We start from the raw sequence: 20088 nt of genomic DNA, 5'->3' as shown, positions 1-20088 counted from the left end.
TTCGACCCGGACAGGCCTTCGGTAGGCACGACGTAGAGATGACCGTGGATCACCACCAAATACTTCGCGATTCGGGGCGCGCTCTCGAGCCAGCCGAGTCGGGGTTTGCGCTGACGCGGGGACAGCTTGATATCTGGTTCTCCCAGGAGATCGGCCGTTCGCCGCAGGAGTGGTACAACAGCGGATTCGCAGTCATTGCCGGATCGGTGACGCCCGATCTGCTGAGCCAGGCGATTCGGCAGGTGGTGGGTGAAGCCGAACCGCTAAGGGCCGCCATCATGGAGGCTGACGGGCATGTCGTTCAGAAGGTGGTCGACTACCCGGATCTCGAGGTTCCATTCCACGACCTGAGAAGCTGTGCTGATCCCGTTGCGGAAGCCAATCGGTGCGGGTTGGCGATGCATCGAGAGCCGATGCCGTGGAACGGCCCGCTGTTCAAGTTCGCGCTTTTTCAGGTGGCCTCCGAAGAGTTCTATCTTTTCGTGTCCATCCACCATGTGGTCGTCGACGGATTCGGCTATGCCCTTCTTGTCAATCGGATCGCCCTGGTCTATTCCGAGTTGAGTTCTGGCGCACCGGTTTCACCAACGTTCTTCGGATCGTTGCAGACCCTGGTTGCCGCCGAGGCGGAATACGAACAGTCCGATGACTACCGAGCGGACCTGGCCTACTGGAAAGAGACTCTGGAAGGCGTAACGGATCACAGCCTGGCTCACGCCGACGGTGACCGCGGCCCCTCGGCGACCTCGGTGTCGGTCGAGATCGCCCCTGCGGTCGTGGACCGAGCCGAGCAGCTTGCCCAGCTGGCCGGTGTTCGTCGATCGTCGGTGATCACCGCGGCATGTGCACTGATGGTGCGTCAAAGGCAAGGCGGCCCAAAGGTAGTCCTCGATTTCCCGGTCAGCAGGCGGGCAAGCCCACAACTGATGACGATTCCGGGGATGCTTTCCGGCACTGTGCCGTTGGTGTTGGCGGTGCCACCCGATGCCGAGGTCAACGACTTCTGCCAGCATGTGGAGTCCCAGATCAAGCAAGCCGTGCGGCATCAACGCTTCCCCATGCACATCCTGGAAAGCGGCGCCTACCAGCAGTTTAATGAGAAATCGGCCGGCGCGGTCAGTGTCAATTTCATGCCGTCGGTAACCCTGGCGCCGTTCGGCGGTGCTCCCAGCACAGTAACGATCCTCAGCTTTGCCCAAGGCGAGCAGTTCGGCATGGTCTTCACCAAAGACGGTGGCCGGCTCTTCCTGCATACCGTGGGAAGCGGCGGGCCATTTGCTGATTTTGACGTCTCAGACCTCGCTGCCCGGTTGCAGGCCGTGTTGACGGTGATGGCTGCCGAGCCGGGGCGGCGGTTGTCGTTGATTGATCTGCTCGATCCCAACGAGCACGAGCGTCTTGATGACTGGGGCAACCGGGCCGCCCTCACCAAGCCGGTCCCGCCCCCCGGGTCACTGCCGGCGTTGTTTGCCGCCCAAGTCGCACGCACACCAGAGGCAACCGCCATAACCGACGGCGACGTGTCCCTAACCTATGCCCAACTCGACGCCCAAAGCACCCAACTGGCACAGGCTTTAACCGCACTCGGAGCACGCCCCGGCGAACTGATCGCACTGCTACTACCACGAACACACCGCGGGATCATCGCCATCCTGGCCGTCCTCAAAACCGGAGCCGGCTACCTACCCATCGACCCGATGCACCCCGACACCCGCATCGCATTCATGCTCAACGACTCAACACCAATCGCCGCGATCACCACCGGCGCACTACACCCCCGCCTCAACGACTACGACCTACCCGTCATCGACATCGAAAACCCCCCGACCGACACCACCCCCGCCACCAACCCACCCACCCCCACACCCCACGACCTCGCCTACATCATCTACACCTCCGGCAGCACCGGCACCCCCAAAGGCGTCGGCATCACCCACCACAACGTCACCCAACTACTGAACTCCTTCGACCCCCAATCAACCGCAATCCTGTTCTCCCCCAACCGAGTATGGACCCAATGGCACTCCTACTCCTTCGACGTCTCGGTCTGGGAAATCTGGGGAGCACTGCTATCCGGCGCACGACTGGTCGTCGTACCCGAACACACCGCAAAATCCCCCGACGAACTGCTGGGATTGCTGGTCGAGGAGCGGGTGAATGTGCTCAGCCAGACCCCATCGGCGTTCTATGCGCTGCAGGCCGCGGCGGAGGCATCGGATGAGTTGAGCTGTCGGCTACAACTTGATGCGGTGCTGTTCGCCGGTGAGGCGCTGCAGCCGCACCGCTTGACGTCCTGGATGAGTCGGCATCCGCGGCGTCCCGGTCTGTTCAATTTGTATGGCACCACTGAGACCACAGTGCATGCGTCATGGCGCGAGATCGTTGGGTCCGACACCGCCGCCGACGTCAGCCCCATCGGCACACCCCTACCGAGTCTGGGGTTTTTCGTCTTGGATGGGTGGTTGCGGCCGGTGCCCGTCGGGGTGGTCGGCGAGTTGTATGTCGCCGGTGGCGGTGTCGGCCTTGGGTATTGGCGTCGGGCAGATCTGACCTGCTCACGATTTGTGGCCTGCCCATTCGGCCAGACACCGGGCACCCGGATGTATCGCACCGGAGACCTGGTGTGGTGGGGCACCGACGGACAACTGCGCTACCTCGGTCGCGCCGACAACCAAGTCAAAATCCGCGGATTCCGCATCGAGCCCGGCGAAGTCGGCGCGGCCCTGAGCCGAATGGCCGGAGTCGACCAAGCCGTGGTCATCGCCCGCCACGACCACCCCGGAGACCCCCGCCTGGTCGGCTACTTCACCGGCAACGCCGACCCCACCGAACTACGCGCCGCACTAGCCACCCAACTGCCCCACTACATGGTGCCCACAGCCCTGATCCCCATCGCCGAACTGCCACTGACCGTCAACGGCAAACTCGACACACGCGCCCTACCCGCCGTCCAATACGGCCACACCCAACGCTACCGAGCCCCCGACACCCCCGCCGAACAAACCCTGGCCGCAATATATGCCCAGGTCCTAGGACTCGACCGGGTAAGCGTCGACGACTCCTTCTTCGACCTCGGCGGCGACTCCCTATCCGCCATGCGAGTGGTCTCGGCCGCACGTGCTGCGGGGTTGGCGTGTAGGACGCGGGACATCTTCCGCCATCAAAATGTGGCCGCACTGGCCCGCGTTGTCGAGCAGATCGGCGCCGATGTGTGCCTTGGCGATGATGACGGTGTGGGATCGGTTGCGCTGACACCGATCATGCGGTGGTTCGACAGCGTGGCGTCTCTGGTGGCCGGGTTACATCAGACGGTGTTGGTGCAGGGGCCAGCCGGTGTCGATCAGGCCGCTGTGGTCGTGTTGATTCAGGCGCTGCTGGATCGGCACGCGATGTTGCGGTTGCAGGTGGCTCGGGATAGCGCCGGGGGATGGTCGCTGCAAGCCCGACCACCCGGTTGCGTGGACGCACGTGAGTTGATGCGGCAGGCGGAGGTCATGTCCGGGGAGCTGCTTGCCGGTGCGCTATCCCGGCTAGATCCCGCGGCCGGGGTGATGGTCAGCGCGGTTTGGGTTTCATCGACGGCTCAGTTGCTGCTGGCCATCCATCATCTGGCGGTGGATGGGGTCTCCTGGCGGGTTTTGCTTGATGACCTCAACACCGGGTGGACCCAGTACCAGCGCGCCGGCGCGGTGAGCTTGCCCGCTGCCGGGAGTTCGTTTAGGCAGTGGGCGTCGATGCTGGTCGACTACGCCCATGACCCGGCGGTGACCGCCCAACTGGCGGCATGGCGTCAGATTGCGGCGGTCCCTGCGGTGGTCGCCGCACCCGATCGGGAGGTTGACAACGCCGCCAGTGCCGGGCACTTGTCAGTGGTGCTGGATGCCGCGACAACCCAGGCGTTGATTACCAAGGTGCCGGCGGCGTTTCACGCCGGGGTGCACGATATCTTGCTGATCGCCTTTGCAGTGGCCTGGCAGGAGTTCTTGGCCGACCCCAACGTGGTGATCGGCGTGGATGTCGAGGGCCACGGGCGCAACGACGAGCTATCCCCCGGCATGGATTTGTCGGCCACGGTGGGCTGGTTCACCACAAAATACCCGGTGGCGCTGTATGCGGGGCCGATAGCGTGGCCGCAGTTCTGCACCGGCGACACGGTCGTGGGGGTGGTGGTCAAGGACCTCAAAGAGCAACTACGCGCCGTTCCGGAAGGGCTGACCTACGGCCTGCTGCGCTATCAAAACCACGAGGTTGACTTCGCGGAGCCCGACCCGCCCATCGCATTCAACTATCTGGGCCGCTTCGAGGGCTTCAACCGACCTGGCGGCGCCGGCGGGTGGCATCTCAGCGGTGCGGGATTGATGTTGGCCGAGACCGCCCGCGTGATGGCGGACATGCCGCTGACCCACACGGTGGCGCTGAACGCGGTCACCATCGATACCGACGCCGGACCGCAACTGCACGCGGAATGGACTTGGGCGTCATCGGTGTTCGACCGCGGTGCCCTGGTGAAATTGGCTGGGCTGTGGTTTGACGCGCTAGCTGCGATCAGCGCTCATGTGGACGCCGGTGGGGGCGGATTGACTCCCGCAGACCTTCCGGGCCTGTCATTGACCCAAAGCCAGATCGACGATCTTGAACGCAGTTACCCCGTCAAGGACCTGCTGCCGTTGACTCCTCTGCAACAGGGACTGCTCTTTCACAGCGATGCCTTCACCGCGGGCCAGGCCTATGTGGTCCAGATTGGAATCGGGCTCGCCGGCGAGCTGGACCCAGTGCGCCTCCATGATGCGGTCCAGACCGCTACCACTCGCAACCCCAACCTTGCGGCTCGATTTGCGTATGCGGGGTTGGATGAGCCCGTCCAAATCATCCTGGACGATCCGGTAGTGCCGTGGGATGTCATCGACCTCGGCGACGGCGCTCAGCGGGATATCGAGGCGGTGAGCGCTGGGCAGCGCGAAGCCCTTCGCGATATCAGTAACAACTGCCCAATCCGGGCGGCGCTAGTCAAAACTGCACCCGACCAGTACCGGTTGATCCTGACCAATCATCACGTGGTCTGTGACGGCTGGTCGATGTCAATCCTGTTGGGCGAGGTGTTCACTCACTACGGCAACAGGTCACTGCCTACGCCAGTACCCTACCGCGAGCACCTGGTCTGGCTTGCTGACCAAGACCGCGACACAGCCTTGCTCGCTTGGCGCGAGCTGTTTTCCGGCTTTCACACCCCCACGCTGGTGAGTGCGCAGGACCCCGGCGAGTCAGCCCAGCATGCAGTGCAATCGCTGACATTGTCTGATGCGGCCACCGGAGCCCTCAATGAGTTGGCCCGCTCTCATCACAGCACCCTCAACGTCGTGCTGCAGGCTGCCTTTGCCCAGCTGCTGGCCTGGCTGACCGGTCACCATGACGTTGCGTTTGGCACCACCGTGTCGGGGCGGTCCGCTGATCTTGCCGGGTCCGAGTCCATGGTGGGTCTGTTGATCAACACCGTGGCCGTCCGGGCCAGACTGACAGCCACGACCACCACCACAGAACTGATCGACCAACTCCAGCAGTTTCATACCGACACCCTCGAGTATCACCACCTCCCGCTGGGCGACATTCACCGCGCCGCCGGACATCCCCGCCTGTTTGACACCCTGTTCGTCTACGAGAACTACCCGATCAATGACCTCACCGCGCTGTGCCCAGACCAGCTGACCATCACCGACATCACTAGCTTCGAAACCACTCACTACCCCCTCACCGTATTCGTCCTACCCGGACCACAACTTGGTTTTCGGGTCGAATACGACATGGCCGCCTTCGACAAGACCGCCATGGACTCGTTGATCGCCCGGTTGCAGGCCGTGTTGACGGTGATGGCTGCCGAGCCGGGGCGGCGGTTGTCGTTGATTGATCTGCTCGATCCCAACGAGCACGAGCGTCTTGATGACTGGGGCAACCGGGCCGCCCTCACCAAGCCGGTCCCGCCCCCCGGGTCACTGCCGGCGTTGTTTGCCGCCCAAGTCGCACGCACACCAGAGGCAACCGCCATAACCGACGGCGACGTGTCCCTAACCTATGCCCAACTCGACGCCCAAAGCACCCAACTGGCACAGGCTTTAACCGCACTCGGAGCACGCCCCGGCGAACTGATCGCACTGCTACTACCACGAACACACCGCGGGATCATCGCCATCCTGGCCGTCCTCAAAACCGGAGCCGGCTACCTACCCATCGACCCGATGCACCCCGACACCCGCATCGCATTCATGCTCAACGACTCAACACCAATCGCCGCGATCACCACCGGCGCACTACACCCCCGCCTCAACGACTACGACCTACCCGTCATCGACATCGAAAACCCCCCGACCGACACCACCCCCGCCACCAACCCACCCACCCCCACACCCCACGACCTCGCCTACATCATCTACACCTCCGGCAGCACCGGCACCCCCAAAGGCGTCGGCATCACCCACCACAACGTCACCCAACTACTGAACTCCTTCGACCCCCAATCAACCGCAATCCTGTTCTCCCCCAACCGAGTATGGACCCAATGGCACTCCTACTCCTTCGACGTCTCGGTCTGGGAAATCTGGGGAGCACTGCTATCCGGCGCACGACTGGTCGTCGTACCCGAACACACCGCAAAATCCCCCGACGAACTGCACGCCCTGCTGGTAGCCGAGCATGTCGAGGTGTTGACCCAGACTCCCTCGGCGGCGGCGGCATTGTCGCCGCAGGGATTGGAGTCGGTCACGCTGGTGGTCGGTGGTGAGGCATGCCCGGCGGGCCTGGTGGACCAGTGGGCGCCCGAGCGGACGATGATCAATGCCTACGGCCCCACCGAAGCCACGATCTACGCGGCGATGAGCTCACCGCTGGTGCCGGGGCCTGGAGCCACACCGATCGGCTCGCCGGTAGCCGGTGCCTCGCTATTCGTCTTGGATGGGTGGTTGCGGCCGGTGCCCGTCGGGGTGGTCGGCGAGTTGTATGTCGCCGGTGGCGGTGTCGGCCTTGGGTATTGGCGTCGGGCAGATCTGACCTGCTCACGATTTGTGGCCTGCCCATTCGGCCAGACACCGGGCACCCGGATGTATCGCACCGGAGACCTGGTGTGGTGGGGCACCGACGGACAACTGCGCTACCTCGGTCGCGCCGACAACCAAGTCAAAATCCGCGGATTCCGCATCGAGCCCGGCGAAGTCGGCGCGGCCCTGAGCCGAATGGCCGGAGTCGACCAAGCCGTGGTCATCGCCCGCCACGACCACCCCGGAGACCCCCGCCTGGTCGGCTACTTCACCGGCAACGCCGACCCCACCGAACTACGCGCCGCACTAGCCACCCAACTGCCCCACTACATGGTGCCCACAGCCCTGATCCCCATCGCCGAACTGCCACTGACCGTCAACGGCAAACTCGACACACGCGCCCTACCCGCCGTCCAATACGGCCACACCCAACGCTACCGAGCCCCCGACACCCCCGCCGAACAAACCCTGGCCGCAATATATGCCCAGGTCCTAGGACTCGACCGGGTAAGCGTCGACGACTCCTTCTTCGACCTCGGCGGCGACTCCCTATCCGCCATGCGAGTGGTCGCGGCGATCAACACCACGCTGAACACCGATGTGGCGGTGCGAGTCTTATTTGAGGCACCCACCGTCTGCGCCCTGGCCCAAAAGCTAAGCGCACCCGAGAGTTCGGTTGAGATCGTGCCCGTGGAGGTGCTCCAAGACGGTTGCGGTCTGCCGCTTTTCTGCTTGCCTCCCGGCGGCGGCATCAGCTGGGCCTACCGGAACCTCGGCCCTTACCTGGATTGCCCGATCGTCGGTCTGCAGCAGATCCACGACGGCCCGGAATCGGTTCGTGAACTCGCGAGTGCCTACGCCGACGCCATCCAAACTCACGATCCCGAAGGCCCCTATCAGCTTCTCGGCTGGTCGTTCGGCGGGGTCACTGCCCACCAGGTTGCCGTTGAGCTGCAACAGCGCGGCGCCGTTGTGGTGCGCCTGATAGCGCTCGACCCGATCCTCATCCGGGATGCATCCACCGCCACGGCGGTCAGCGAATCCGACGTCTTGGAGGCAATCCTGCAAGCGGTCGGAGTGGCTGCCGAACAGTACTGCCGCCCACTGACGTACTCCCAAGCACAGACGTTGATTCAGCAGGAGGTAGACGCGGAATTCGCGCTGCCGTCGCGCCGACTTGTGCAGATCATGGTTGCCAACGCGAACACCAACCTACAACTCAATGCCCAACACCAGCCCGGCATCTTTGCCGGCCGCATGGTCCTGTTCTCGGCACAACCGGCCAGCAGCGGCGCCGACCTTCAGCAATGCTGGCGACAATATGTTGCCGGCGAAGTCACCGAGTACCGCGTCAACTGCACACACGAAGAGCTGCTCAACCCCGCTGCACTCAAAACGTTCGGCGACCTGATCCGAGCGGCACTGGACTAACCGTGAAGGTCTACCAGTCGATCGAGCCAGCCATTTTCATTGAACAGCGACGTCCTCATCGACGGCCGCTCCCGCGCCACGCGGGCGCCAATCCATAACAAAAACCGAATCACATTCTAGAATCCCGGGGGCGACACGGTACTGCCCGCAGATCCCGATCCGGAGCCAGACCACCGTCGTTAACATCGCCGACATCTACGTGTCCCCCGTTCGGGGGACGCGTCCTCGCCATCCGGTGGACACGACATAAACATTCGGTGGACAAAGCGCTTATTTTTGAGTCTAATTAACATACTTGTTACATGGCGGAAATTCGTTAGTAACATGATGACGGGCATATTAGTTGCAGTAGGGCATAGTTTTACTCGTTAACTGCTTAGCGACGACGATGTCGCGTCTGAGCACCCAGCCCAAGCGCTAGGCGGTTTTGGATGACCCTAGACCTCTCCATTGGGTTAAATGCCCCATGGGGTAGCGCTGCGCTGCCGCAGCTCGAGACCGGCGCCGACGAGTTGCTGCTCGCCGCCGACCGGGCGGTCGAGGTCGGGGAGCTGCGGGAGTTGGCTGCGGCGCCCGCCACCGCCGGTGTTGTCGGCGACATCGCCCCACCAGTCGTGCTGGACTATGGCGCACTGCCTCCCGAGGTCAATTCAGGTCGCATGTACGCCGGTCCGGGTGCCGGGTCGTTGCTGGCCGCCGCGTGCGCATGGGACAGCCTCGCCGCCGAGTTGCACGTCACCGCGGCTGGCTACGATTCGGCGATCTCGGAGCTGACCGGCATCTGGTGGTTTGGTCCGGCCGCGGAGTCGATGGTGACCGCCGTCCTGCCGTTTGCCAGCTGGCTCAGTGCGACCGCATCGGTGGCCGAGCAGGCGGGGATTCAAGCCCGTGCCGCTGCCGCGGCCTATGAGATGGCCTTTGCGCTGACGGTGCCGCCGCCGGTGATCGCGAGCAATCGGGCATTGCTGGCCGCACTGATCGCAACGAACTGGTTCGGGCAAAATTCGGCGGCGATCGCCGCCACCGAACTTCACTACGCCGAGATGTGGGCGCAAGACGCCGGGGCGATGTACGAATACGCAGGTAGTTCCGCTGCTGCCTCGGTTTTGGCGCCGTTCTCACTGCCGCCGCAGACCAGCGATCCAAGCGGGCTGGCCAGGCAAGCCGCGGCAGCAGCAAACAATTCCGGAACGACGGTATCGAGGTCTAGCGCCAGCCTGGCCGGCAGGTCCAGCGCGGCCGCGCGACTCGGGCAACAGGCTTCCAGTGCCGCAGCGACGACGACACCGACGTGGCAGGAACTCTGGATCGAACTGATGAGCTCGTTCACCACCGCCGAGGGGTTCGTCTACGACAGCGGCGGCTTCACTCTGATTGCCCTGTCGATATTCGGATCGTTGGCGTGGAAGAGCGGAGAAACTGCGGCTGAGGGCGTAGCCGGTGCCGCCGGCATGGGTGGATTTGCCGCCTTCTCGGGTGGGTTGGCCCAATTTGGCGGGGCCCCGCCGATTGCCACCGCCGCTTTGGCCTCCAAGGTCGGGCCGATGTCGGTGCCGCCGACGTGGCCCGGTTCGTCGGCGGCGTCGACGGCGTTTTCGGCTGCCAATTCGGAGGTCGAGACGATCGGGCTATCGGGCCTGATCACCGGCGTACCACCGCGCAACCAAGGTCAGGCGGGTCGCAATTTCGGCCGCCGCTACGGGGCCCGGCTCCGGGTGATGTGCCGCCCCCCGAACGCCGGATAGCACACAGAGGGCACAGAGCGCGCACACACAATTGAAAAACGACTCAGGCTTGACTGCCAGGTAATTCAAATAGCGGTCGAAAGATTTTTGAAAGCAGCAAAGAGGAAGTGATATGGCGACAATAATAGGTGAATCAGAGTTGCGATCGGCATCCCTGATTTATTGGCGCGATATCAGTTCGGACATGAGCGCCTCGACGGCGGGCCGCGATAAGGCAAGGAGTTCGTAGCGATGGATTTTGGGGCTTTGCCACCGGAGGTGAACTCCGGGCGCATGTACACCGGGCCGGGCTCGTCGCCGATGGTCTCCGCCGCCTCCGCCTGGAACCGGTTGGCTTCCGAACTCTCGTTCACCGCCGACGGCTACGAGCGAGTGATCAAGGCGCTATCCGGCGAAGAGTGGTTCGGACCGGCCTCCGCGATGATGCTGGAAGCGATCACGCCCTATGTGACGTGGATGCGCACCACCGCCGTGCAAGCTGAACAGGCGGCCAAGCAGGCGGAAGCCGCGGTCGCCGCGTTTGAGGCCGCGTTCACCGGCGTGGTGCCCCCGCCCCTGATCGCGTCCAATCGCATGCAGCTGATGACCCTGATGGCGCGGAACATCTACGGCCAGTACACCGCCGAGATCGCATCCCTGGAAGCGCAGTACGCCGAGATGTGGGCGCAGGACGCCAGGGCGATGTACACCTACGCGGGCTCCTCCGCGAGCGCGACAAAGATCACCGCGTTCACCCCGCCGCCGGAAACCGCCAATCCCGCCGCCTCGGCGCTGCAGTCCAATGCCACCTCCACCGCCGCGGCCACCGCGGCTGGCGCGGCGCAGAGCACGCTGGCCGGAGTCATTTCGCAGCTGCCGAACGCACTGACAAGCCTGACGTCGCCAATCGCCTCGGCGCTGACGTCGGCCGCCTCACCGGCGACGTGGATCGACTGGTTGGTCAACTGGTATCTACCGATTTCCCAGCTGTTCTACAACACGGTGGGTCTGCCGTACTTCGCGATTGGTATTGGTAGCAGCCTCATCACCTCCGAGCGGGCGCTCGGGTTGATCGGCCCCGAAGCCGAAGCCGCCGCCGCCGGTGCCGGTGCAGCGGAGGCCGCCGCCGGCGCCGCACCCGCAGCCGTTGGTGGTGGCGCGGGGCCAATCGCCGCCGGGCTGGGCAACGCGTCGGCCCTGGGCAAGTTGTCGGTGCCGCCCTCCTGGGCGGGATCGGGCCTCGACGTGCCCCCAAGCGTGAGCGCGGGCGGCCCCCTGGCCAGCGACATCGTCAACCCGCCGGAGGCCTCCGCGCCCGGAAGCCTGCTCGGCGGAATGCCGCTGGCCGGCGGCCCCGGCGGTGCCGCGGCCGGAGCCGGTCCCCGCTACGGGTTCCGGGTCACCGTGATGGCACGGCCACCGTTCGCGGGCTGACACTTTCCGCGCCATGCCATCGGTACCAGCTCGTCGTCGCTTCGGCGGCGTTGGCCGGCGCCCACCGATGACCGCGAGTTCGAGGCGGCATCGAGGCGACGGGCCTTGTCCGCCGATGGCGAGTTGCTAGGAGCCACAACCGTGCCAGACACCGGCCAGCAGGGCAGTTCCGACCAGCTCGACGCCAGGCTGCTGAAGATCGCCGGAGTCTGTGTGCTTGGCTCGATGATGGCGATCGTAGACACCACGGTCGTCACCGTCGCGCAGCGCACTTTCGTCTCCACCTTCGACTCCCCGCAGGCCATCGTCGCCTGGACGATGACCGGCTACACGCTGGCGTTGGCCGCGGTGATCCCACTGGCCGGCTGGATAGCCGATCGGTTCGGCACCAAGCGCCCCTTCATCGCCTCGCTGCTGGCATTCAGCGCCGGGTCCCTGCTGTGTGCGTTGGCCCCAAACATCTCCGCTCTCATCGCTTTTCGAGTGATACAGGGTCTCGGCGGCGGGATGCTGATGCCGCTGGTTTTGACCATGCTGACCCGGGAAGCCGGTCCGGCGCGGCTCGGCCGGGTATTGGCCGTGCTCGGAATTCCCATGTTGCTGGGACCGGTCTTCGGTCCGGTGCTGGGCGGCTGGCTGATCGATCGTTTCGGCTGGGAGTGGATCTTCTGGATCAACCTCCCGATCGGGCTGATCACGGTGGGTCTTGCCGCCGTCGTCTTTCCCAAGGACCGCCCTGAACCTTCGGAATCTTTCGATGTCATCGGGATGCTGCTGCTATCACCGGGGTTGGCAACCTTCCTCTATGGTGTCTCGGCCCTGCCCGCAAGCGGCACCATTGCCGATCGCCATGTCTGGCTCCCCGCAGCCGTCGGCCTGGTGCTCATCGGTGGATTCGTGTTGCATGCCCTCTACCGGGCCGACCATCCGCTGATCGATCTACGCCTGTTCGACAATCGCGTGGTCACGCTGGCAAACGTGGCGATGTTTCTGTTCGCGGCGTCGTTCTTCGGCGCGGGGCTGCTATTCCCGAGCTACTTCCAGGAGCTGCTGGGCCAGACGCCGATGCAGGCCGGAATGAGCATGGTCCCGCGCGGACTGGGGGCGATGGTGACGATGCCGATCGCCGGCGCATTGATGGACAAGCGTGGGGCCGGAAAGATCCTGATGGTCGGCGTGGGGCTGATCGCGGCGGGGATGGGCCTCTTCGCCATCGGGGTCTCCCTCAATGCCGCCTATCTGCCGACCCTGGTCACCGGGCTGACGATCATGGGCCTGGGCATGGGCGCCACGATGATGCCCCTATCGGCGGTGGCGGTGCAGACGCTGACACCGCATCAGATCGCTCGGGGTTCAACCCTGATCAACGTCAATCAGCAAGTGGCCGCATCCATTGGAACGGCCCTCATGTCGGTGATCCTCACCAGCCAGTTCAACCGCAGCGCAAACATCTCCGCGGCGCACCGGATCGACAGCCTGCGCGCCGACGCTGCCCGCAGCGGCGTCCCGGTCGACCAGTCGCTGATGCCCGAACGGGCCAGCACCCCCGACTTCCCCCTCGTCCTGATGCACGACCTTTCGCACGCCTACGCGGTGGTGTTCATGGTGGCCGTCGGACTAGTCGCGCTGATGTTCATCCCGGTGGCATTCCTGCCGAAAAGGCCGCCAGCCGGCCGACGAAAGCCGCCGCCGCAACCTGCCACCAACTCCGACACCGAAGTCAATCGGTAGCGCGACTGGCCCAGCGGCCTTCACAACACTTCGGTATAGGTGCCGCCTTGCACGGCGGGTGCCGCTTGCGGCGGAATCGTCAACTTCTCGCGAATCTCTGCCACCGCTTCCTCGGAATAGAGTCGCCAATCCCAACTACCGAATGTGAGATCGGTATTGCATTCCAGACCACGGCGAAAAGCATCCATATAGCCAGCAGGATCGAGTTGTGAAATCGTCACTTCCGAGCGGAAGTCAATCTTTATTCCGGCCTGAAACTGCAGGAGAACCAGAAGTAGCGGCGCAAAGGGGTTTCGGGCTTTGTATCCCGCCGAGAACGCTCCGGCAAGGATCTCACCAGGCGGCTCGGTCGAATAGGCCGACAGCACGTGTGCGACGTCATGGGGAACGATGAATTCTCCCGTCGTTCCCTTCTCCCCCGGAAATCTCAGACCATTGCGCACATAGTGTGCCCACAGCTCGCGTCCGAGCGACTTGGATTCGAGCAGGCCCAGTTTCTGATAGGACGCAGCCAGCACGGGGTCGGTCGAAATCCCGAGATAGCCGGACATGTTGTCCCAGAAGCCCTTCGCAACCTGGATAGGCGACGTGCCATGGCTGCCCATCAGCTTTGCCTTGATTCGGGTGCCGCCGATGAATTCGCGGCCACGGGCAATGTAGTGCAGATCGTCCAGGAAATCGTCATGGCAGCCCAGCGCTGTCGCGATGCTCAGGGTCGCCTCGACTCTAGGTAGCTGAACCTTTCCCTTCGCGAAGATCGCCGCGGTCATCAAAAACAATGCGCAGCGTCTAGCCACCTCGGATCCCAGCGGCAGCAATTTCTGGCCGGCCGGATGATCGGCGATTTTCTTCCAATCGAATTCGGAATCGGCGAGATACCTACTTGCCGCCTCCAGGAGGCTCTCGTCCATCTCCGAGAGGCCATCAGACTTGGCGACGGTCACCATTGCATGAATGCCCGTTTCAAGGTCGTGTTTTTGCGGCAAACCCAACGGGTTTATTGCGCCGCCGGACAGACCCTTTCGAGAACTCATCGCATAATCATACCCATTAATGGCACCTTCAGCCGCTGGAGTTCATATCGGCCACCCGCGCGAAGGTGGCGTCAAATACGCGTTGGGCACGGCCGAGTATCTACGAATCATGGGCGTTGAGAACGAGGTCGCGGATGGCGGTTACCGGCAGCCGCCCCGACGTGGCCGCCAACAGTTCCGGGGCAGACGTGATGATCACCGGCCGTTCCTCATCAGAGTCGGGAAGTCTTCCGTGGGTGCCTCCCACCGCGGCACCGTTGAGGGCGATGACGTTCATGGTGTAGCGAAGCCCCAGCCACTTTTTGGCGAGTGCGGCGGCAGCCTTGGCCTTGGCGGCCCGATCATCGGGGTTCATCAACAGCTCGGCGGGGTCATAGCCGGGCTTGCGGTGAATGTCCACGCAGGGCGCGAACTCCGGGGCCCGACCATCGTCGAGCCAGTAGTAGTAGGTAAACCACGCCGCAGGTTCGGCGACGGCCACCAACTCTCCGGCCCGGGGGTGATCAATCGACCACGCCTGCTGCTTGCTTCGATCCAGCACGTCGTCCACCCCGTCCAGCCGTTTGATCAGGCTGGCCACTGTGGCGATATCGGACTCGTCGCGCACATACACGTGCGCCGCTTGATGGTCGGCCACCGCAAAAGCTCGCGAGGTCCAAGGATCCAGGTACTCGCGGCCCTGCTGGGTGTAGACCCTCAGATACCCTTCGGTCCTGAGCATCCGATTGATGTCCACCGGCCGTTGTGCCGGAGAGATCCCGTACTCGGAGACGACGATGGTCGTCAAGTCATGCTCCGCGGCGTAGCCCAGCAATGGCCCCAACGCCGCGTCGACATCGGCTGCCGCTGTGCTCGCGGCGGCCGAGTGCGGGCCGTAGCGTTGAAAGTCGTAGTCCAGATGCGGAATGTAGGCGGTGAGCAAGGTGGGTGAATAGCGCTGCAGAATCTCTATCGACGCATCCACCAGCCAGCGTGACGACGTGATGTTGGCGGTCGGACCCCAATACTGGAACAGCGGAAACGTCCCCAGCTTGTCGGTCAAGATGTCGTGCAGATCCGACGGGACGACATAGCAATCCGGGGACTTGCGTCCATCCTGGTGATACACCGGCCGCGGCGTCACGATCACATCGTTGCTGGCATTCATCGCATACCACCACCCGACGTTCGCCGAAGTGTATCCCGGGAAACGACTTGCCGCGGTCTCCCAAACCTTCTCCCCCGCAACCAGCTTATTGCTCTGGCGCCACAGCAGAACTTCGCCGAGTTCACGGAAGTACCAGCCGTTGCCGACAATTCCATGCTGATTGGGCATCAAGCCGGTGACCATCGACGACTGCACCGAACAGGTGACCGCCGGAAACACCGGGGCCAGATGGCGCATCGCACCCCGAGCCGCCAACGCGGCGAGATTGGGCATGTTCGGCAGCAGCGGCTCGGTGAGCCCCACCACGTTGATCAGCAGCACCCGTTGAGTCACGCCGGATCCCCTACCCGCAAAAGCTGGTCAAGCCAGCCGATCTCGCCGGCGATGTCTTCGGCCAGGCTGGCTTTGCGAAGCGACTCCGGAAGCACCTCCCAGGTATAGGTCTCGACCTCCAGGTCGGCCCTGTCTGACAGCGTCCCGTTACCGAACATGGTCATCACCTCGGCCAGGATGTGTGAGGTGGTGCGCAGCGGCGCGGGCGGGTCGAGATGAAGCGGAACGTGGTAGTGCACCCTGGCACTACCCGATCTTGGTATCGACGGGTCCGCGAACGAAAGGTCATCCCGAAACCACGGTTGCCCATCACCGGTGACACCGTTGACCTGGTGCAGGTACGGCGACCCCGACAACTCGGCAAAGGCTTGCCCCACACGCTCGTCTGCGAGGTCATCAATCTGGATTGCGTTGGATGCCTGGATCTTTACCACCTCGACTCCGATTCCGGCCAGCCCGCTCACTACCTCGCCCGGGGTCTCGTGCATCACGGCCAGGTGGCAGGTGTCCAAGCACAGACCCAGGTATCGGGGGTCCAGGTTGGCCCGGCCAAACCACTCGATTGCGTCCCGACAAGATCCGATGACGCAGCCCGGCTCTGGTTCGATCGCCAACCGGATCCGGCGCCCGGTGCGCTCTTCGATTTGCCGCAGCTCATCGCCGAGCGCCGACAAGTTGCGCAGCGCCGCCGCTTCGGACTCATCGCTCCACTGCTCAGCCCAGCCCAACGGCAGCGTCGAAATGGTGCCATGGTCCGTGTCGCCGAGTAGCTCGCCGAGCACCTCGGCACAGCAGCGCGTGTAGGCAATGCGTTCTGGCGTCGTCCAATCCGGCCGATACACGGCGTGCTTCACCGAGGTTCCGTGGAAGGAGCCATAGGGAAAGGCATTCATGGTCACCACAGCGAGCCCATGGTGCGCCAGAATCGCCGCCAGCCGACGGCGCGCGGCGGGGTCATCGGCTAGGCCGTCCATGGTGCGGGCAGGTAACCATAGCCCCACGCCCAGCGTTTCGACGCCGGCGAGCTCGCGTGCCGGCGCAAACACCGTTGCCAACCGCTGCTCTAGTGCTGACATGTTCTCCGCTGCAACAACATTGCTGCAGTATGACAACATCACGGCTTTTCCCCACGATTGATGGTGTTGCCGGCAAACGCCGCCTCCTGCTCATCACTGAGCAAGCGAAGCTGTCCGCTCTGGCTGTAGAACTCGACGGGATTGCGCCACAGCACCCGATCGACGTCGTCGTCGGTGAAGCCCGCCGTCAGCATGGCCCGCGCGGTCTTCGCCGTCTTGAGCGGATCGGATCGCCCCCAATCCGCGGCCGAGTTGACGATTATGCGGTCCAGCCCAAACCGCTGCATCAGCACGACCATCCGTGCTTCGTCCATCTTGGTATCCGGATAGATGGAGAAGCCCATCCAACAGCCGCTGTCGCGCGCAGGCTCAATAGTCACCTCATTGAGGTGGTCCAGCAGCACCAGGCCAGGATCGATCCCTACCCGATCGGCCACTTCGATGCTGGCCAAGGTGCCGCCGAGTTTATCGCGGTGGGGAGTGTGAACGAGCGCAGGAAGACCACGTTCGGCCGCCATCTCCAACTGTGTCTCGAATACCGCCGTTTCCTCCGGGGTCATCGAGTCGTAGCCGATCTCACCGACGGCAACGACCCCACTCTTCGACAGATACCGCGGGATCTGATCAAGCACCTCCCGACATCGACTGTCGTTGGCTTCCTTGGGATTGAGCGCGATGGTGCAGTTGTGGGCAATCCCGAACTGTGATGCCCGGTAGCGTTCCCAGCCGATGAGGCTGTCGAAATAGTCGATGAATGAGGACGGGCCGGTGCGAGGTTGCCCCAGCCAGAAGGCCGGTTCGACGACCGCGCGCACACCCGCTCGATGCATCGCTTCGTAGTCGTCTGTGGTGCGTGATGTCATGTGGATGTGCGGGTCGAAGATCCTCACTTCAAAGCCTCCACTTCGGTAGCACACAATCGTTGCAGCAGCTGCGCATCGGCCGGGATCATTCGGCCGGCCGCAGCGCGTTCACTTGCGTAATCCGTAGCCATGCGACCCAACTCGGTGTCAGCGCGACTGCGCAAGCCCGATACGCCGCGCAGTGGGACACCCATGAAGACCAACTTCATCACTCCGTCACGCCAACTGTGCTGGGCCAGGAATCGGGCGCCGAAGCCGCCGAGCGCCGCGGCGACCAGGCGCGGATCGTTGCACCGCAGGGCATCTTCGGCGAGGCCCACACCGACCCTGGTCGCGTCGGGCCCCAGCGTCTCGTCCGACGCCGCGGTCTCGAGACCGCAGAAGACGCCGAGGCGCTCGTCGCTATCGCCCCATCGGTACAACTTGTCGATCAGCTGACCTGCGGTGACGTCCGGGGTTTCGGCCACCAGAGTGGCAACCAGCCGCCCGCGCGCCAAGACAGTAGCCTCATCCGAGGAGGTCGGCATCTGGCGCTGCGCGCCGGAGAAGAGCTCCAGAACCTTCTCGGGGTCCCGCCGTAGCACCGCGGCGGCCTCCGCGAGCCACGTGCGAACCTGCAGGGGCAGCTGGGCAAGCTTGATCGAATTCATGCTGCGGCGCGCCACCTTGGGTGCGTCATGGGCGTGTCGGGGCAGCTCGACAGAAGCCACCCCGGCGAAGCCCGCCACCTGCAGCGCGTCCATCACCGCACCCAGATCCAATGCGCCGTAACCGAACTCAAGGTGTTCATGTTTGAGCGGTGTCATGTCGTCCAGGTGAACGTTGACCAGCTTGTCCCCCAGTTCCACGATTGCCGCCTCGGCCCCGGCGGGCTCGGTCATCACGCAGTGTCCGACGTCGAGCGTGATGCCAAGTCGCGCAGGATCACCCAACTCGCTGCACAGCCCCAGCGCCTGTTGGACGGTTTCCACAAACATGCCCGGTTCGGGCTCGAAGCCCAGCATGACCGACTTGCGGTCTGCGTACTCCACCAGGCGAGAGAGCCTACCGAGCAAGAGGTCACGCGTGGTGGCGGCGTCACTGTAGCTGACCGAATATCCTGACCATAGCGATACGCAGGTTGCCCCCAGTTCGGCACCGATATCGATTGCCCGCTGCAAGAACTCGATGCGCGGCTGCGCGGCGACATCAACCAGTGACGGTTTGTGTTTGTTGTGCGGATCCAGCAGATAGCGGGCGCCCGTCTCGATTGCCACCGTCAACCCGTATGTGTCCAGCAGGCAACCCAGTGCATCGAGTTGCGCACCGAGATCGGAGTCCATGGGCCGCACATGCGGATAGCCAACGGTCAAGGCGACGGCGCTGTAACCCTCTTCGGCGATCAAAGCCAGCGCTTCAGCAATCGGATGATCAGCCAAACTATTGGTGTTGTAGCCAACGTGCATCAGGTCACCTCGGTGGGTTTCGGCGCAGAAACTTTCAGCCGCAGGCCAATAGCAAGACCGCACAGCGCAAGCATGGTGCGCGACCGCGGTGAGCGCGCGGCCAGCATGGCCTGTGCCGCGATCATCGAGGCGATTCCGCTACGTACCGCGCTGCGAATCGCCTCAGCGGTGGGTTGCTGCCACGCGTTCCACAAACTGGGCCCAAATGCCCAGGAGTAGACCGCAACCGGCAGCGCCACGCGGTATCCGGCTGGCCCACCGGCTGCGGCGGCAACGGCCGACGTCGCCACCGCCGCAGCGGCACCTCCTACCAGAGCCGGCATGCGGCGGTCGGATCCCGTTACCTCGCTGCGGGACAGTACCGTGATCGCGGTGGTGTGCAGGCCGATGACCGAGGCAGGAATCAGGGCGCGGCGATAATGTGGCGCGGCGCCAAGCATCACATCGAAGAACCGGCAGCCCGACATCACCAGGGGCCCGGCCGCGGTGTCCTTGGCGGCCACGTCGTAGGCCACCACACACAGCGTGATGCGGCCCGCAGCGGCCAGGCCCTGGCGGCCTCCCGCCGCCGTCGCTGCGGCGACTCCGGCGGCGGCCAAGACGGTGGCCGCCGACAGCGCCGCCGCGGGTGACACGTCGCCGGAGGGAATCGGACGCTCGGGACGCTCAACGGCGTCACGCTTGCGGTCGGCCCAGTCGTTGAGCACCATCCCGCTCCAATACAACAGGGCGGATGCCAGCGGTAGCGCCAGGCGCCGTCCTCCCAACGGGCGTCCTGACCACATCGCGCCAACGACGCTGTCACCGAGAACGGTAAGTGCAGCAGGCGCCCTCATCAGGTCGAG

The 20088-nt window shown here is 64.0% G+C and carries 10 protein-coding genes; 4 read left to right on the top strand and 6 right to left on the bottom strand.

Going from position 1 to position 20088, the window contains the following annotated elements; all coding sequences use genetic code 11:
- The first annotated feature begins 38 nt into the window (after positions 1–38).
- The 4 genes from CCUG20998_RS12170 to CCUG20998_RS12155 all read left to right on the top strand — a co-directional run bounded on the left by CCUG20998_RS12170 (position 39) and on the right by CCUG20998_RS12155 (position 13345).
- The gene (locus CCUG20998_RS12170; protein WP_050674525.1) at positions 39–8456 is read left to right on the top strand and encodes a non-ribosomal peptide synthetase; all 8418 of its coding nucleotides are present in this window, start codon (positions 39–41) and stop codon (positions 8454–8456) included.
- Between the two features lie 617 nt (positions 8457–9073).
- Complete coding sequence (locus CCUG20998_RS12165) at positions 9074–10201, top strand: PPE family protein (protein WP_172607278.1); 1128 nt, start codon at positions 9074–9076, stop codon at positions 10199–10201.
- A 231-nt stretch (positions 10202–10432) separates the two neighbouring features.
- Positions 10433–11614: a PPE family protein gene (locus tag CCUG20998_RS12160; protein ID WP_020728799.1), complete on the top strand. Its 1182-nt coding sequence runs from the start codon at positions 10433–10435 to the stop codon at positions 11612–11614.
- Between the two features lie 141 nt (positions 11615–11755).
- The gene (locus CCUG20998_RS12155; RefSeq protein ID WP_020728798.1) at positions 11756–13345 is read left to right on the top strand and encodes a DHA2 family efflux MFS transporter permease subunit; all 1590 of its coding nucleotides are present in this window, start codon (positions 11756–11758) and stop codon (positions 13343–13345) included.
- A gap of 20 nt (positions 13346–13365) precedes the next feature.
- Here the strand turns inward: CCUG20998_RS12155 and CCUG20998_RS12150 are convergent, their stop codons facing one another.
- The 6 genes from CCUG20998_RS12150 to CCUG20998_RS12125 form a co-directional block, all read right to left on the bottom strand.
- The gene (locus CCUG20998_RS12150; RefSeq protein WP_020728797.1) at positions 13366–14379 is read right to left on the bottom strand and encodes a hypothetical protein; all 1014 of its coding nucleotides are present in this window, start codon (positions 14377–14379) and stop codon (positions 13366–13368) included.
- A gap of 100 nt (positions 14380–14479) precedes the next feature.
- Positions 14480–15859 (bottom strand): alkaline phosphatase family protein, encoded by a 1380-nt coding sequence (locus tag CCUG20998_RS12145; RefSeq protein WP_020728796.1) that lies wholly within the window; start codon positions 15857–15859, stop codon positions 14480–14482.
- Entirely contained in the window at positions 15856–16974 is a 1119-nt protein-coding gene (gene eboE, locus CCUG20998_RS12140; RefSeq protein WP_020728795.1) for a metabolite traffic protein EboE, read from the bottom strand. Before eboE ends, CCUG20998_RS12145 begins: the two co-directional genes overlap by 4 nt.
- Complete coding sequence (locus CCUG20998_RS12135) at positions 16974–17825, bottom strand: TatD family hydrolase (protein WP_020728794.1); 852 nt, start codon at positions 17823–17825, stop codon at positions 16974–16976. The genes eboE and CCUG20998_RS12135 overlap by 1 nt, the downstream gene beginning before the upstream one ends.
- A complete protein-coding gene (locus CCUG20998_RS12130) occupies positions 17822–19243 on the bottom strand; it encodes an EboA domain-containing protein (RefSeq protein WP_020728793.1) in 1422 nt (473 codons plus the stop codon). Before CCUG20998_RS12130 ends, CCUG20998_RS12135 begins: the two co-directional genes overlap by 4 nt.
- Positions 19243–20079, bottom strand: coding sequence for an SCO3242 family prenyltransferase (locus CCUG20998_RS12125; protein ID WP_231389664.1), 837 nt, complete (start codon positions 20077–20079; stop codon positions 19243–19245). Before CCUG20998_RS12125 ends, CCUG20998_RS12130 begins: the two co-directional genes overlap by 1 nt.
- Positions 20080–20088: the final 9 nt, after the last annotated feature.

This window comes from Mycobacterium marinum (assembly GCF_003391395.1).
GTDB lineage: Bacteria > Actinomycetota > Actinomycetes > Mycobacteriales > Mycobacteriaceae > Mycobacterium > Mycobacterium marinum.
The sequence above is the reverse complement of the archived record's forward strand: the minus strand, read 5'-3'. Positions and strand labels throughout refer to the sequence as shown.

Bases quoted from the DNA above. Each gene is read 5' to 3' on its own strand.
- CCUG20998_RS12170 (WP_050674525.1), top strand. From the start codon at position 39: ATGACCGTGGATCACCACCAAATACTTCGCGATTCGGGGCGCGCTCTC.
- CCUG20998_RS12160 (WP_020728799.1), top strand. From the start codon at position 10,433: ATGGATTTTGGGGCTTTGCCACCGGAGGTGAACTCCGGGCGCATGTAC.
- CCUG20998_RS12150 (WP_020728797.1), bottom strand. From the start codon at position 14,379: ATGAGTTCTCGAAAGGGTCTGTCCGGCGGCGCAATAAACCCGTTGGGT.
- eboE (WP_020728795.1), bottom strand. From the start codon at position 16,974: ATGTTGTCATACTGCAGCAATGTTGTTGCAGCGGAGAACATGTCAGCA.
- CCUG20998_RS12130 (WP_020728793.1), bottom strand. From the start codon at position 19,243: ATGCACGTTGGCTACAACACCAATAGTTTGGCTGATCATCCGATTGCT.
- CCUG20998_RS12125 (WP_231389664.1), bottom strand. From the start codon at position 20,079: ATGAGGGCGCCTGCTGCACTTACCGTTCTCGGTGACAGCGTCGTTGGC.